The sequence below is a fragment of the Streptomyces violaceusniger Tu 4113 genome (assembly GCF_000147815.2).
Lineage (GTDB): Bacteria > Actinomycetota > Actinomycetes > Streptomycetales > Streptomycetaceae > Streptomyces > Streptomyces violaceusniger_A.
The window spans coordinates 2,762,475-2,778,024 of sequence record NC_015957.1; the positions used below are offsets into that span (position 1 = coordinate 2,762,475).

Genomic DNA, 15,550 nt, shown 5'->3' on the forward strand with positions numbered 1-15,550 from the left:
TGCTACCTGCTTTCCGGGGCGGGGGCGGGCGTGGCGGTGGACTCGGTGAGCGTGGGCGAGGGCGTGGTGAGGGGGTGCTCGGCGAGGTAGGCGGCGTAGTCGCCGTATTCGCCGGCGTGGAGGCGGGCGGTGAAGTCCGCGTGGGCGCGGGTCATTTCCGCTTCGCGGTTGGGCTTGACCCAGCCTTCGGGGATGGCGGGGGTGGGGTCGCCTGCGCGGGCTGCCTTGGCCCAGGCCTTGACGAAGGCTGTCTCTTCGGGGGTTTGGCGGATGCCGACGTTGTGGGTTGCTGCGCCGATCTTGTGCCCGTCAGGGGCGAAGAACATCTCCCACTCGTACTTGCGGAGTACGGCGAACTGGGAGCGGTACATGGCGCAGAGTTGCTCGGCGGTGAGGCCGAGCATCACGGCGACGAGCGCGTCGATCTCGACTAGGGCCATGCGGCGGTCGTAATCCGTGCGGAGGGGGGTCGCCATGGACCAGGTGGGTTCGACGGCCTGGATTGGTGGCCGAGCGGATTCGGGGTCGGTCCAGCGGTCGGTGAGCCAGGTGGGCTCGAAGAGCTCCTCCCAGAAGGGGGCGTAGTCGCGGGTCAGGCAGTTCAAGCGAAGCGTGCGCAGTAGGAGCGGAGTGCTGAGGAGGTGTTGCAGCGGTGCAGGGAAGCGGCGAGCCAGCTCAAAGTTGACCGCCGTCGTCCCTGATACTTTGACCAAGTAATCAAGCGCGACTGAAGCCCACAGGCCACCGACAATGGCAGTGCTCCGGTTGTTCTCCAATGCCATGGTGTGCACCGCGTGAACATGCGTTGGTCCGGGCGGCAAGAGTGCGGCATGCAATGACCGTTCGGTATTCGAAGTGACCATGCGACGCCATGCGAGCCGAAAATGCTCACGCGAAGGGGTTCCATCCCAGGCACGCTGCGCTGCAACGAATTCATCCGGAGTGCATGATCTCCTATAGTTAACTCGAGGAATGACAACCGTCGGCAGGGATTCCAGCTGCCAGGCCGAATAGTCCTTATTGGACTTGCACTCGACATTGGGCTGCTTCGCGAATGGAGTAGCCACAGAGAAATGCGGCCCCTGCAGCACAACTTCCTCCCATGAACTTGGCGTATGCGTATGCCACTCAATCACCCGCTCCCTCTTGGCCTTCCCTTCGTCGAGCTCCAAAGACCACCAATATTTATTATCTTGGATTCGCTCCGGGAAGCGCGACAGGGTCCGGAGAACTTGATTTTCAGCCGTCGTTACAGGACGCAGCGCACGCGCTTCTGACGCTGGCGTCCCCGGCGGGTCCACAAGCGCCGCCCAGTCGGCGAGGGTTTCGAGTGTTACGTTTACGATCCTTCCAACGTGCGGTCGCGTGTCCCAGCCACCCTCAGGAAATTGAATGCCTGGCAGCTCACCCCGGCCGTCATGGCTGAAAGAGTGATCCACCATAGATGGGTGGACTACTCGCGCGATCTGCTCGAACCGGATCCCCCTTTCGGTCCCATAGACGCTAATGCCGAAATTCTTATTATTGTCTACGTCCTCAAATAGTAGGATGTTGTTGCCGAACTGAAAATGGCGCCGGAGTCTTGCGTATGTTGCCGCACGGAACGCGCCTCCAGTTGGAAACGAGAAGTGATTCTCCTCGTGAATTAGGGCCGCGGATCCACTGTGTGCGGTGTTGCGCCAAACCTGTTCCATGAAACTCATGTACAGGTTAGTCTTCATTCCAGAAAGCAATGGATGAGTTGCCGGTGACCCCAGATGCTCGCTAACCCCTGCCCAAGAAGTCAGGTCAAGTAGATACTCTTCCATCGCGGATTGTTCGAGAAGTGCTTTCTCCTTACGATCTGTCTTTACTTGCACTGGCGCGTTCTCGATCAAGCCAAACCAAGCGTCATGTTCCGCGACAGCGAGTTCGTCATCCCACTCGAACTTGACCCAGGGCGGGTTTCCTACCTGAAGGTCGAACCCGCTCTGCTCGAAGATGTGCGCGAACTCCAGCTCCCAGTGAAAGAACCCCTCCCGCCAGGAGATCGCGTCGACCTCACTCAGCCAGGGGAACCGAACCATCACTGATGGCAAGTCCGCGCACTGGCTCATCACCCGGTCGAATTCGTCGTCCATCGCCAGCTTGTCGAACTCGCCGGTATCGGCGAACAACCCAAACTCATCGTCCAACCCCGCCGCGCCGCCACCGATACGGCTGGACTGCCGCGCCTTCACCTTGGCGGCTGGGACGCCCAACACCGCCTCGCAGAACCCCAGCCATTCCTCCATGCTGGGCGGCGTTGGAGTGTCGGGCTGCCCCAGTGGCCAGAACCACAGGGCGCACCAGGCGTCCATGACCAGCTTCAGTCGACCACGCGGCGAGCCCGGCTCGTTCAGTGCGCTCTCGATCTGCTCACGCGTGACGTCTCCCGACGCCTTCTCCAGCGACTGGTCGGGGTCGACCTCCCACACGTCGATCTGGCGCCGGACCTCCCGCTCGCTCACGATCAAGCGGCGCTGGGTCAGCTTCCACAGCCGCTCGACTCGCGTTGCCAGCGCCAGCAGTCGCTTGCCCTGGGCCACCGACGGCGTCGCAGTGACAGCCGTACGCCACTTCGCCAGAGCATCGCGCCCGTTCTTCACCAGCTCCTTGGCCTGCTTGGCATCTGCGACCGCGCCCCAGCCCTTGGCCGGCAGCAGGAAGTGGTGGATCTCCTTGCCCGCCTGAAACTGGTCTTCCTCGGCTCCTGCTCGCAGCGGTCGGTCCGTCGGGACCGTCGTCAACCATGCCTTCCGCTTCAGGGCCTCCGCCGCATACACCGCCCGCCGGGCCCCGATCAGCGAGTTGCCGCGCCGCAGATGCAGGCCGAACCAGGGAGCCTTCAGGCCCTCGTGCATCGAGTTGAGCCACAGTGACACCTCTGCCAGCTCCACCGCCGTCTGGTTGAGGTCGACGCCGTAGCAGTTGTGCAGGGCCAGGTACGCCTTGACCTTCTGCAGCTCCGCCTCGTACCGGTCCGGAGGCAATTGTTCGCCACCCAGCTCCGCCATCCTGCGCTTCAAGTACTCTCCAGCCAGCTGATTGATGGCCTCATTGAGAAACGCGCCCGAGCCCAGGGCGGGCTCACACACCGTCAGGTCCAGGATCGCCCGTGCAGGCGTCGTCTCACCGTCCTGGTCCAGCAGCTCAGCCAGCGCGTGCTTGACCGTGCTGCGGGTCAGTACCTCCGGCGTGTAGTAGGACGCCGACCGCTGCCGTTCCCGACCTGACAGGCGGTACACGAAGCTGCCCTTCTTGTGCAGAACACGCTTCTTCACGCCCGTCAGCTCGTCCGTCCGCTTGACGAAGACGTCCTCGTCGTAGTTGTCGGCGTCCTTCAACGGCACGACCCAGGTGCCGCTCAGCCCGTCCGAATCCGGCTTGGCAACCTCGTACAGGTCATCCCACGCGAAGAAACCGGTGTAGGACATCAGGCCCTCGTACACCGCGCCAAGCTGGTTGATGCCAAGCTGTGCGTACGAGATGAAACCCTTGCCGGTGCCGCCGCCGGCCTTGCCTCGTCCGCTGCGCCGCCCCTGCGTCAGCATCAGCAGGTTGAGCACCCGCCACAGGACCTTGTTCCGCAGCCGCGTGTCGATCCGCTCGCCCTCGACCGACACCGAGCCGATCAGCGGGGTCGCGCCAGCCTTGAACAGGTCGCTGCGCAGAGCCTCGAAGCGCAGGCCGTCCGCGTCGAGGACGGTCACTCCGTCCTCGGTCGGCGTCGCGTCCGTGCCCAGAGGGCGGTGTCCCTGGTCGACGAGCCAGAACAGCAGGTCCAGCGACTCGGCGAAGTGGAACCCGTCCTGGGCCTCCTCCGGAAGGTCGTAGGAGACCAGTTCGCCGAGCCGCGCGAGCCCGTAGCCGTCCTGGTAAGCGTCGTCCTTGCTCGGCAGGATGCCAAGCTCAGGCCGGGCCTCCGCGTAGAGCAGGAACAGGATCCGGTACAGATACCGCAGCGACTCCCGAGTGAGCCGACTCGCGAGGTCGGCCGGGTCGCCCAGCTCCGCCGGATCGGCGCCGCCCTCCTTGAGCCGGTCCAGGATCTCCTGGGCGATGAGCTCGACGGACTGCCGGAGTCCCTCCCTCAGCTCCTTCGAGACGCCCACCGCATGCTTGCGGCCCTTGTCGACGAGACCGTCCAGGTACCCGGCGACACCACCCTCCGTCAGCAGTGACTCCGCACCGAACAGCGCGGCCACCGCCTCCAGTTCCTCGCCGTCCGCGCTGAGGTTGCGGTCCAGCGCCTCGTCGACGCTCACCGCGAGGAACCGGCCCTCGTGCCAGGCCGTGCGGTCGGCGAGCAGTACCGCGCCGCCCGCGAGGAGCAGGACGTAGCGCGGGGCGTAGCCGTCCTCGCAGCCGAAGAGGAAGGTGACCGCGTCGGCCGCGCCGGTGATGAGCTGCTTGCCGTCGAGCTGGATCGGGTCGAGGAGTTGTGCGCCGCCGTCCTCGATGTCCGCGACGACGAGTTCGCCGTCCACCTGCCAGGTGACGTCGAGGGCGACGAGTTCCAGGCCGCCTGGGCCCGTGACGGCGAGCGCCACCGGCACCGACCGTTCCTTGTCGCCCTGCATCACCTCGAAGTCGCCCCGGCGCAGGCGGGTGTGGGTGGAATCCTCAGGCTCCACAGCCGCAGTCTCCGCGTCCTTGCCCTCGCCCTCCGGCTCGACATACGCCAGCGCCGCCAACAGGCGGTCGTTGAGCTCCCGTACCTCGGGACCGTCGAACGCCTTGTTCTCGGTGATGCGGACCTTGGCCTTGAAGTACTCGCGGCGCAGGCCCTTCACGCCCGACCGGGACGACGGAGCGCCTGCCCGGTCAGCGGAGGTCCAGCGCTTGCGCAGCTCGGTGAGGTCCTTGGCGAACAGCTCGGCGAGGTAGTGGGCGGAGATGTACTCACCGCGGTTGGTGATCGCTTCGAATGCCACGGTGTCACGCGCCCCTCTGCTGCTGAATCACGTTGCCGCCGGCGGCTGCGGGTGGCGCCAGGACGCCGATCACACGAACCATCGCCTCGCCCTGTGTGGCCAACTGCTCGATGAGCTGCTCGACCTCCACCGCGGTCTTCTGCACGCGCGTCTCCTCGTGCTTCCGCCGCATGCCGCTGAAGCTCAGTTGCTCGAACGTCGACAGGCTGGCCTTCCGCCATGCCTCCAACCGCTGTTCGTACTCAATGAGTTGCTCCACCAGCGGGGTTTCCTGTTCGGTGCGCAGTTCGGCGATGTGCTCGCGGCTTGCCCTCACCGCCGCCGGAACCAGTTCCTGGAGGGCCGTCCTGTCGCCGGTGAAAGGTCGGTTGAGCATTCCCGGCTTGACTCCGGCCCGTTCGAGTACGCCCACCAGGTCGTCGTCGAAGACGGGTGTGCCGCTCGCCAAGCCCGTTACACACGTCCAGGCCAGGACGGTCGGGTGGCCCTTGGCGTTGGAGTACATGCCCTGCGTGAGGAACACCGGTTCGCCGACGTCCGCCGTGATGATCGGGGCGGTGTTGCGGGTGAGTCTGACGAGGACCTTGTCGGTGAGCCACTCCACCACCGGGTGCTGGTCAGTGAGGTAGCTGACGTCGGGCCAGCCGGAGGTCTCGGTGCGCTCCTGCTTGGTGATCGCGCCCTTGGCACGGTTGCCGCTGCGCTCGCGGGCGCGGTCCAGCCGGTCCTGGCCGAACTGCTTGTCGAAGGTGACCCGGAGCTGGTCCAGGACCTGCCGTTCGTCCAGGTACGACTTGGGGAGGACCAGCAGGCGGCGCTGGAGTTCCCGGTCCGGGGTGAAGACCATCATCTTGGGGTGGTCGTCGTCCCAGTGCTTGCCGATGCGCTGCTCCGGGTTGTCGTACACCTCCTCCAGGCCCTCTTCGACGAACGCGCGGGTGGAGGCGCACAGTTGAGGCACCCGGAAGCCCGGTGAGTCGCCATCCGGGGTGTGGTCGGCGAGGAACGCCTCGAAGGGGTCCAACGGGACCGACGGAACGGCAGCGTCGAACGGTTCATCGTTCGCCAGGAGCCGTTCCATGATGGCGTTCGTCTCGGCGTCCTCGTCGCGCAGGCCCAGGATGGAGGCGGCCTCGCCGAGGGTGCGGTGGACCTCGTCCTCACGCCTGAGCAGGCGCTCGGACACCGCTCGGTCGGCCGAGGGGTGGTCGGGGTCCTCGTCGGCGGTGAGCAGCAACAGCGCGCGGATCTCGGGGCAGTGCTGTTGGCCGTAGCGGTCGATACGGCCGTTGCGCTGCTCGATGGTGATCAGCGACCAGGGCAGGTCGTAGTGAATCATCTGGTGGCACTGGCGGTGCAGGTTGACGCCCTCGGCGGCGATGTCGCCGGTGAGCAGGACCCGCAGTTCGCTGCTCGCCAGTCCGAAGTCCTTGACGGTGCGCTGCTGCTCGTCGTCGGAGAGTCCGCCGTGGAGCTGGCGGACGGCGCCGCTGGTCTTTCCCCGGCTCGGGGCGAAGCCTAGGGCCGACGGCAGGGTGTCCTGCAGTATCTGCAGGGTGGCGCGGCGTTCGGAGAAGATCACGACGCGGGCGTCGGACCCGGGGCCGACCTTGATCTCGTCCTTGAGGACCTTCACCAGCTGCCGGAACTTGGCGGCGCCCTCAATGTCTATGGCCTCGGCGATGGTGCCGAGGTTGACCAGTGCCTCGCGCTCGGCCTGGCGTTCCTGTGGGTTGGGGCTCCGGTCGATGCTGTCGATCCGGTTGTCGACCGTTTCGACGAGCGCGGAGTGGGAGGAGAGGAAGGACTTCAGCAGGGTGTAAGGGAAGAGCCGGGCGCCCTTGCCGGAGACAGGGGCCTTGCGGCCGTCCTTCGGGTTGATCCAGACGTCGTACAGCTCGTCGAAGACCTGCTGCTCGGCCGGGGTCGCCGTGCAGTCGATGGCGACGGGCGGCTTGCGGGTGGCCCACATGTGGCCGATTTCGGCGGAGACATCGGGGGACATCTTGTGCCGCCGGATGTAGAGGTGCTGGAGCTGCGTCTCGTCGTAGTCGCTGGTGTTGGGGATGGCCGTCGGGTCGAGCAGGCTCAGCAGCTCGCCGAAGGACTCCCGCTGGCCGTTGTGCGGTGTGGCGCTGGCCAGGATCAGGGCGTCGGTCTTCGGCGCGAGGAGCTGCGCGAGGCGGTTGTTCTTCGTCCCGGTGTTGATGAGCTTGTGCGACTCGTCGATGACGACGGCGTCCCAGGTGACCTGCATGAGATGGCTGCGCCAGCGGTCGGAGCGCAGGGTGTCGATGGAGATGATCGCGCGCTTGTAGTAGGAGAAGGGGTTGCGGCCGGCCGGGATGTCGTTCTTGATCCGCTCGATGCCGGCCGAGTCCAGCCGCACCACCGGGATCGCGAAGCGCGTCCACAGCTCGTGCTGGAACTGTTCCAGGATGTGCTTAGGTGTCACCACCAGGATGCGCTCACCGCGTCCGCGTCTGATCAGTTCGGACAGCAGCAGCCCGACTTCAAGGGTCTTGCCGAGGCCGACCGCGTCCGCGATCAGCAGTCGGGGGCGCAGGGCGCGCAGGGCGGCCTTGGCGGGTTCACGCTGGTAGGCGAGGTCGTCGACGAGGTGGGTGCCCACGGTGGCGAGGCGCTGCTCGGAGAGGGGCAGCGGGGTCTTGCGGATCAACGCGTCGATGAACAGGCGCGAACGGCGGCACTCGGGGGAGTCGTCGGGGACGAGCTCGGTGTCCTCGGGACGCAGTGGGGTCACCTGGTCGAGGCTTTCGTGCGCGAAGAAGACCGCCCGCTGGTCGCGGACCAGGGGTGAGATGCCCCGTACGTCCAGGCGGGTGCCGTCCTTAGCGGTTTCGGCGGCCTCCACGACCAGCCAGTCCTCGTCGCGGGCGCGGACCTGCATCCCGGCGGCGAACCGGACGCCACCGGACGCATCGCCCGGCACGTTGCCTGACGCACTGTCGGCGACGGTGGTCATCGGCGGGTCTCCTTCGATTGCTGCTCTGCTGCTGTGCCGTTCAAGCACTGGGCGTTTGTGGTTTGTGCAGGGGTTTGACGGGGTCAGCCGCCGTAGTCGCCGCGGCGGTCCTCGATACGGCTGCGCCATCGTGCGGCCCAGCGGTCCGGCATGGCGTCCGGCTGGGGCCCGGGATCGAGCGGCTCCGCGGGCCTGGGGAACGGCGCGGCCTCGGGCACCGGCTCGGGGGCGATGTCCGGAACGTCGTCCGGCTCGGCGTCCACCGCAGCATCAGGATCCGGTACGGCATCCGGTGCCTCGACCGGTGTGGCCTGCCGCTCCAGCACCGCCGCGAGGAACGCCTCCGGCAGCGGCGGGTACGCCTGCGCCTCCGTCGGCACGCCGAAGTCGAGCAGGCGTCCCATCGCCTCCTCCAGCACGTTCTGTGCCGTCGGCCGGTCCTCGGCGTCGAAGGCCAGCGTGTGGGTGACCAGGTCGAGCAGCGCGGGCGGGAGGCCGGTCAGGTCGGGCTGGATGTCCAGCGTCCGCTGTGCCGGCATCTGCGCATAGAAGGGGACGTGGCCGGTCGCCGCGTGCGCCAGCGTCGCACCGAGGCTGTAGACGTCCGACGCCTCGCTGGCCTTCCGGGAGTCCGCCGCCTGTTCCGGTGCCATGTAGGAGAGGGTGCCGAGGGCCGCGCTCGCCGTGGTCAGGCCGGTACCGCCGCTGACGTGGGAGATTCCGAAATCTATGACCCGGACGCCGTCCGTGGCGACCAGGACGTTGCCGGGCTTGAGGTCCCGGTGCAGTAAACGCACCGAGTGGATGTGCATCAGGGCGTCAGCGAGACCCGCTGCCAGCCACCACGCACCCAGCTCGCTGACCGGGCCGTGCTGCTCCACCAGCTCCAGCAGCGAGGGCGCGTTGATGTACTGGGTCGCGATCCACGGCGTCGCGGCTCGTGGGTCGGCGTCCACCAGAGCGGCGGTGTGGAAGCCGCCGACGCGGCGGATCGCCTCCAGCTCCAGGGCGAAGCGCTTGCGGAAGTACTCGTCCTCCGCGAGCTGCGGCCTGACGACCTTCACCGCGACCGGGCGGGTCGAACGGTAGCCCAGGTACACGACACCCATCGCGCCCTGCCCCAGTCGGCCGACCAGTCGGAAGTTCCCGACCGTCGTCGGGTCGCCCGCTCTGAGCGGCTGCAGCACCTTTGCCCCCGTACTGTCCTGACCTGGCTGGACGAGAGCGAGGTTATCAGCGGGTCGGTTCACTGATCCTGCGCCTCCTGGGACTCGCTCTTCCCCGAAGAGGCACTGGTGGCCGACGGCGGCAGCAGGGCGCCCCTGGTCAGCCCGTCGTACGCGAGCGCACCGACCCGGTCGCCGATGGCGGCGGCCTCGCGCAGCAGTTCCTCGAAGGCGGCCAGACGCCGGAAGGCCTCGCCGTACTCACGCTGGTGCCCGATGTCCATCTGTGGAAGCTGCGCACCCGAGGCGTTCAGGCGGAGGGTGCCACTGGCGGTGGTGCTGCGGCGGGTGTTGGCGGCGCTGCGCAGGAAACCGCGCAGGTAGTCGGTGTCGAGCTGATCGGTCCGGGAGGTCGGCTCGCTGCCGTCCAGGTCGACCAGACCGCCCCGGACGAGATCGCCGAGTCCCATCGGCGCGGCCTCGATGCGGCCGGGGCCGGCCGGGAGCTCGGGGAGCAGGTCGAGCAGGTCCTTGGCGAGGCTCTGGATGTGGACGCGCAGGGCAGCGTACTCGACGGGGTAGTCGCCGTGATGGGGGGTGACGTAGCGGCTGGGGCTCAGGTCGACGTCGTCGTCCAGGATGTCGACGGGCGGAACGTCCGCGATCTGCTCCGGCGTCGGTGCGCAGTCCTTCATGCCGATGCCGTCCGGGTCGGCGGTGCTGAGGTCGATCATGCGGATGTGTGTCGGGGCGGGGTCGCCCTGGGCCGGTCGCCGCAGGATCCACAGGTGCACGGGCTGCGAGTGGCTGGACATCAGACCGGGCGGCAGTGCCACCACGGAGGCCAGCAGTCCTCGGCGAACCAGTTCGGCCCGGATACGGCGACCGGTCTTGCGGTAGGCGACGGACGAGGGCAGCACCAGCAGCGCCCGGCCGCCAGGAGCGGTGTGGGCGTAGCAGTGCTGGACCCAGGCGAGTTCGCTCTCCGAGCGCGGGGGTACGCCCAGCTCCCAGCGGGGATCGAGCAGCAGGTCGTCCCGCCCCCAGTCGGGCACGCCCACCGGGGGATCGCAGACGACCAGATCGGCGCGGAGGTCGGGGAAGGCGTCCTTGCGCAGCGAGTCTCCACAGGCCAGCGTGGCGGTCCTGCCGTCGAGCCGGGCACGGAACTCGGCAATGGCGGCCGTCGCCGGATTGAGTTCCTGGCCGTACCGGTGGGCACCCGGGACGGCAGTGAGCAGCAGCGTCCCGATGCCGCACGCCGGGTCATAGACCGTGCCGATGGTGCGGTCCGATGCTCCGGCTGCATCGTCGGCCGATCCGGTGAAGGCCGCGACGATCCGCTCCAAGGCGAGGGTGGTCATCGGCTCACCGCCGCTGCGGGTGGTGGAAGCGATGCAGCGCTCGACAAGGTCGGCGTAGAGGGCGTGTGCGTCACGCTCCGCGGACAAGGCGGTGAGGGCAGCTGCGGCGGGCTCGGCCAGCGGCTGCTCGACGGCGGTTCCGAGCAACCGCGCGCCGACCGCGCCGAGTGCGGTGAGCAGGTCGTCGCCGTACTGAGCGCGCAGTTCGTGCCACAGGTCGACCTCAGCGGAGGTTTCCCGGCCCTTGCCCTGCCGGTCCAGCCACTGCTGGACTTCCGTGAGCGCGAAGAGGGGGCTGGTCGCGGTGCCGGCGGCGGGGCGCGGGAAGTCGGAGTGGCGGCGGCGCCAGTTGGAGACGGCGGCACGGGTCACCCCGGCGAGGCGGGCGATCTCGGCAGCCGTGACGACTGCCGCGGGGGCGGATTCGTCGGCGGCCATGACGGGACCGTACACACCTCAAAGGACATAGACAAGATGCCTGCGTTAACACCGCTAACAGTGCGGTGATATTCCTGCCCATTTCGGAATCCAAGCAGCAAGGAACCGCACCTCAAGGGGACAAACGGTCAGCCGACGAGTGAGAAGGTCAACCCTCGTTGCCGTGGCACGCGGCGAAGCCGATGAAGGCCGCCCATGCGGTGCGGTCCATGGTGAGTGCGAGGCTGGGGGCCAACTTTGAGTCCCGGACGTGGACGATCCGTTGCGAGGCCGCCGCCTCCACGCACTGGCCCCCTCCGCGCCGCTGTAACTGCTCTTGAACCACCGCAGATCCTGAGCGACGGCAGTGATCCTTCGGGTGTTCATAGCTCCCCCAGCGACTTCTCGATGTAGGCCAGCGACTCACACGGGGTGAGGGCCTGAGCAAGGTTCCCCCGTACGAGGACTTGCCCCTGCCTGTACGTCCGTCGCGACGATCTGTACAGACCAGCCCCGTACAGGCGTCGTAGCTGGTCAGCGCCACGCGGCCCCCCGGCAGGCTCGCCGCCATGGAATCCTCGGACACCGCCATCGCACCGACGCCCCAACCCCCGGCTGTCCTACACGAGTTCGTCATGTGTTCACCTCCACACCGTGCGGTGCCCGCCTCGCCCGGCGTCTCGTCTCGCATCGGCTCGACCAGTGGGGATACGCCTACGACTCCGCAGCGAACGAGACCCTCACCCTGATCGCGGCCGAACTCGCCGCCAACGCCGTGCTGCACGGCCACGTGCCCGGCCGGGACTTCCACCTCCGGCTGACCGTAACCTCCGACGCCCCCCGTGTGGAGGTGGCGGACACCCGTACCGAGCGAGTGCCTCCCTCGTCTTCGCAGGAGCCGCCCGGCAAAGCGGAGTCGGGCCGGGACCTGCTCATCGTCGCCGGGCTGGCCACCCGCTGGGGTACCGGCCCGCGACTCGGTGCACCGGGCATGACGGTATGGGTCGAACTCGCCCCCGCAATGCAGAAGGGTGGCGTGTGGGGCGCATCAGACTCGATGCCGCGACGCATTGCAAACAACGTCGACGCGGCCCATCCTGAGCTGCAGTCGAGTGCGTCTCAGCCGACTCGACGGCTGAGGCAAGAGGGGGCGACATGACCGGTTTCGGGACTTGGCCCGGGCAGACGCCGGTGATCGGGCATCGGAGCGTCGGAGGCCCGGGTCACCGCTGATGAGATTTGTCCCACTGGACCACCGAAGGGTCCAGACCGCGGTCATCGGAGACAGGTACTCCAGCGATCCTGTGATCCTGCCCATGGATCACCACGAACTGGACCACTGGCGCAAGCTGCACCCCGACTACACCTACTGGTGCGGGATCCAGCTGGGCGGCTGCGGCGGTGAGTTGAGTGACCGGCGCTACACCGACAAGGTGTGCCACTTCGCCCACCACCCCAATGCCGTGTGTCATCGCACCGCCAACGGTGAGTCCAGCGCAGATCACCTCTTCGTCAAGCGCGGTGTGGAGCGACTGCTCGAACGGCAGGGCGTGCCGGGCGAGGTCAGCGTCCGTGATCTCGGCGCTGGCCCGGGTGGTGCCGTGGACGTGCTTGCTCCGGGCATACGACTTCGAGTGAGGTTCCAGCTCGGTGCTCTGGACTTTCCGGCCTGGCGTCGCGCCGCCGACGAGTTCGACGAGGACGCCGTCGGCGTGGACTGGATCTTCGCACAGGACGGTGCGGTGACCCGGGAGCTGCTGGACCGTCAGGGTTTTCTGCTCCGGGTCCGCCTCGTCACCCACGGCGGAGAGCGTCGCGTCCACATCGGCGTGCAGGCACACGGACATCCGCTGCACTGGGAGCCGTTGGAGGAGTGCACGCTGTCGCCGACGGGCCTGCTCACTCCACACCTGGAGAGCGTGCGCCCGTCCCGGCCCCATCCCGAACCCGCTGGCTTCCCCGTCCAGGGTGCTCTGCTCTTCGCTCCCGTACCGGGCGGCGAGGCCACGGCAAGCGCGCCCGTCGTGGTCGGCGGGGATCGGCGTCTGCTTGCCGCCTACGTCAAGCCTGTGGGCAGCGCGGTCACCCCGGCCTTTCTCTCCGTTCCCGCGGACACTGAGGTCCCGCTCGCGGGGCGGGTCTACCGCGTACCTGACGGAGCGCGTGTTCTTGTGGCGGACGGCGGCACGGGCTGGGTCGTGGCCGCTGAGCGCTACATCCGCCTGAACGCCGACGAGGCTCAACGCACAGGGCTGTGGTCGCTTTCCCCTGTCCCGGCCGTTGCATGCGAACGGTCTTCTGTGGGTGGGACAGGCCAGGCCGGCGCGACCGCGGAGAGTTCCACCGACGCTTCGAGGCCCACGTCCACGGCAGGTACTGCGGCTGACGACGAAGGGCTTCCGGGCGGGGCGAATCACCGGCCCGGGAACAGCAAGCGGGCCAGGGACCTGATCAGTCAGCTTCGCCCGCTCGAAGGTGCTCTGGGAGAGGCAGCCGGGAGACAGGTCACCCGGGCCATCAACGGCGCCGAGTTGTGGCTGGCCGCTGCGGCGAACGAGCGTGGCGGCGCGGCGAACGAGGGTGGGCGGCATGTGCGGCAGTTGGAACTCGCGCTCAGGACCGCGAGACGCGACCTTCAGCTGGAAGATGAGGCACTTCCTTCGATACGCCCCCTCAGTCCCTGAGGACGGCATCGGCGAGCTCTCCCGAACCGGGTGTTCCGTGCGACCCGGTCGGCACTGCAAGGGCGGAGGCGTCGAGGAGTCAGGGGGTGCCGTGCGAGCCCAGGGCGGGGGGCACGCTCGGGCCGAAGTTCACCGCGAGGCTGCGGGTCGGCGTGGCCAAGAGCTGACTGCCCCGGGAATAGGTGCAGTTCGAGACGTATGTCAGTGGCGCCGGATAACCTGCGGGGGTGTATGAGATGACCGACCCCGTGGCGGCCCGGCAAGCCGCCATTGCGGCTGAGAAACGTCGTCTGGCCGAGCAGAGGCAGCGACGTGAGGCTGCCCCTTCGCACAGCACCAGTGGATTCGTCCTTCGCAAGTGGCGGTGGCTCGGGGTGAACGGCGCCGAAGCCGTGAGCGCCGTGCAGGAAGTGCTGGAGGAGCTGCAGCAGGCGAGCGGCGGTGAAGGTGCGGACGGCGGCGGTCATCACAAGGAGGAGCTGCGCAAGGCGGTCGAGGGTTCTCCCGGGGCGGACGCCCTGCTGCCCGCAGTCGGAGCACTGCTGGGGCAGTGCACGCCCACGGACGTCCTGAGGCACCTTCGGACTCTGCACGCCGCGGGAGTGGAGTGGCTCACCCCTGAGGGGACGGACCGCCTGGCGGTCCTCTGCTCCACCGCCCCCAGTCTGCTGCTGGCCCGCTCGTCCCGAAGCCTGACCGGTGGACCCGCGTACTCGCTGTTCACCTCGGTCGCCATGGGCGGAGCCGTGCCCGTGCCCAGGACACTGCTTCCCGAGGTGCTCCGCTGGGCTCCGCTGCCCGTCATCGACGACCTCATCGAGCACGGCGGGATCCTGCCGGAGGACGACCCGTGGGCGTATCGGGGCGACGACGAGGCACTCTACCTGCGTGCCCGACTGGTGCCGGGGCAGGTGACGCGGGACGAGGCCCGTGCCCTGGACTGGACGTGGTTCCTGCGTCGCGCGGAATTCGTGTCCGGCGAGGAACCGGACACCGGCGGGTCCGCTGCCGACGGCCGGCCGGACGTCTGGGACTTGCTGTTTGAGGCATCCGTCGGGGACGCCACGCGCCTTCAGGAGCTGGACGCCGCACTTCCCCAGGAACAGCGCATCCAGCTGCGCAATCTCAAGGCCGGATCCCACGAGGGGAACTGGCCCCGGAGCTTCCTTGCCGACCGCGGCCTGTGGGCGCTGATGTCCACGCTGTGGGACCCCCAGTCCACTGTCGATCCGCGGCTCAGCGACTTCCACGCCTGGACGGCCATTCGCAGAGCGTACGATCTCGTGATCGAAGGCCGCGTGGAGGAGGCGGGACGGCAGTCCGCGGCTTTCGACCGCCCCCTGAAGCCCGGCAAGAAGCTTCCGCCGAGTATGCAGGGCATTCTTCCCGAAGCCCTCAACATCGCTGCTTACGCTGCTCTCGCACGTGAGGATCTGCAGGACGCCGAAGCGTTGACGGAACGCGCGGCGGCGCTGACCGACGAAGCGGCGGGCAACCTCCGGCTCATACGCGTATGGCGTACGACGCCCAAGAACAGCCGCGATCCCCTCACCAATCCGTACCTGGATCTCGGCCTGCCACACGGCTCCGCCGACTGGGAGACCCGCTACCGTGAGCTCGTCCGCGAGTCCCGCTTCGACACGGCGAAATACGCGCGGCTCAACATGATCCGCGGTCGTCTCGACCAGGCACGCCGGAACGAAGCCGGAGACGCGGTCTTCTTCAGGTTGCCCCTGGCCCACTCGGTCTATGAAGCACCCGACGACGTGCCGCGGTCCATCGTCCCGCCGTTGGAGCCGTTGCCGCGGCGTACCCCCGCCACCAGCGGGGCGCATATGGAGGCCGTGCGTGCGCGGGCCTCCGTCGAGCTCCTCCAGGACTTCCGTACTACGCCACCACGTCTTGACCGTCACCGATCCAGGTAGTGGTCGCACACACCGTCCGAGAACCCCTTCGCCAAGAGAAGTCAGGCCACTCA

8 protein-coding genes are annotated in these 15,550 nt (G+C 67.8%); 3 read left to right on the forward strand and 5 right to left on the reverse strand.

Annotated features, from left to right (window positions below; all coding sequences use genetic code 11):
• Positions 1-2: 2 nt before the first annotated feature.
• From STRVI_RS12070 to STRVI_RS55925, 5 genes are all read right to left on the reverse strand, one after another.
• The gene (locus STRVI_RS12070) at positions 3-4,955 is read right to left on the reverse strand and encodes an Eco57I restriction-modification methylase domain-containing protein (RefSeq protein ID WP_014055929.1); all 4,953 of its coding nucleotides are present in this window, start codon (positions 4,953-4,955) and stop codon (positions 3-5) included.
• A 4-nt stretch (positions 4,956-4,959) separates the two neighbouring features.
• On the reverse strand, positions 4,960-7,941 hold the full coding sequence (locus tag STRVI_RS12075; protein ID WP_014055930.1) for a DEAD/DEAH box helicase: 2,982 nt from the start codon (positions 7,939-7,941) through the stop codon (positions 4,960-4,962).
• An 83-nt stretch (positions 7,942-8,024) separates the two neighbouring features.
• A complete protein-coding gene (locus STRVI_RS12080) occupies positions 8,025-9,128 on the reverse strand; it encodes a protein kinase domain-containing protein (protein ID WP_106685651.1) in 1,104 nt (367 codons plus the stop codon).
• Between the two features lie 59 nt (positions 9,129-9,187).
• Positions 9,188-10,909, reverse strand: coding sequence for an N-6 DNA methylase (locus tag STRVI_RS12085; RefSeq protein WP_014055932.1), 1,722 nt, complete (start codon positions 10,907-10,909; stop codon positions 9,188-9,190).
• Positions 10,910-11,057: 148 nt separating this feature from the next.
• Positions 11,058-11,579, reverse strand: coding sequence for a DUF397 domain-containing protein (locus STRVI_RS55925; protein ID WP_353477036.1), 522 nt, complete (start codon positions 11,577-11,579; stop codon positions 11,058-11,060).
• Between STRVI_RS55925 and STRVI_RS12095 the strand changes: the two genes are divergently transcribed.
• The 3 genes from STRVI_RS12095 (at position 11,526) to STRVI_RS12105 (ending at position 15,497) form a co-directional block, all read left to right on the forward strand.
• A complete protein-coding gene (locus STRVI_RS12095; RefSeq protein ID WP_014055933.1) occupies positions 11,526-12,047 on the forward strand; it encodes an ATP-binding protein in 522 nt (173 codons plus the stop codon). The genes STRVI_RS55925 and STRVI_RS12095 overlap by 54 nt on opposite strands.
• A 157-nt stretch (positions 12,048-12,204) precedes the next feature.
• Positions 12,205-13,572 carry a hypothetical protein gene (locus STRVI_RS46270; RefSeq protein ID WP_150112890.1) on the forward strand — a complete coding sequence of 456 codons (1,368 nt, stop codon included), beginning with the start codon at positions 12,205-12,207 and terminating at the stop codon, positions 13,570-13,572.
• 374 nt (positions 13,573-13,946) lie between these two features.
• Positions 13,947-15,497 carry a hypothetical protein gene (locus tag STRVI_RS12105; protein WP_251982597.1) on the forward strand — a complete coding sequence of 517 codons (1,551 nt, stop codon included), beginning with the start codon at positions 13,947-13,949 and terminating at the stop codon, positions 15,495-15,497.
• The last annotated feature ends 53 nt before the right edge of the window (positions 15,498-15,550 follow it).

What these genes read in the sequence shown, in the direction of transcription:
- STRVI_RS12075 (WP_014055930.1), bottom strand. Translation starts at nt 7,941, where the DNA reads ATGACCACCGTCGCCGACAGTGCGTCAGGCAACGTGCCGGGCGATGCG.
- STRVI_RS12085 (WP_014055932.1), bottom strand. Translation starts at nt 10,909, where the DNA reads ATGGCCGCCGACGAATCCGCCCCCGCGGCAGTCGTCACGGCTGCCGAG.
- STRVI_RS55925 (WP_353477036.1), bottom strand. Translation starts at nt 11,579, where the DNA reads ATGCGAGACGAGACGCCGGGCGAGGCGGGCACCGCACGGTGTGGAGGT.
- STRVI_RS46270 (WP_150112890.1), top strand. Translation starts at nt 12,205, where the DNA reads ATGGATCACCACGAACTGGACCACTGGCGCAAGCTGCACCCCGACTAC.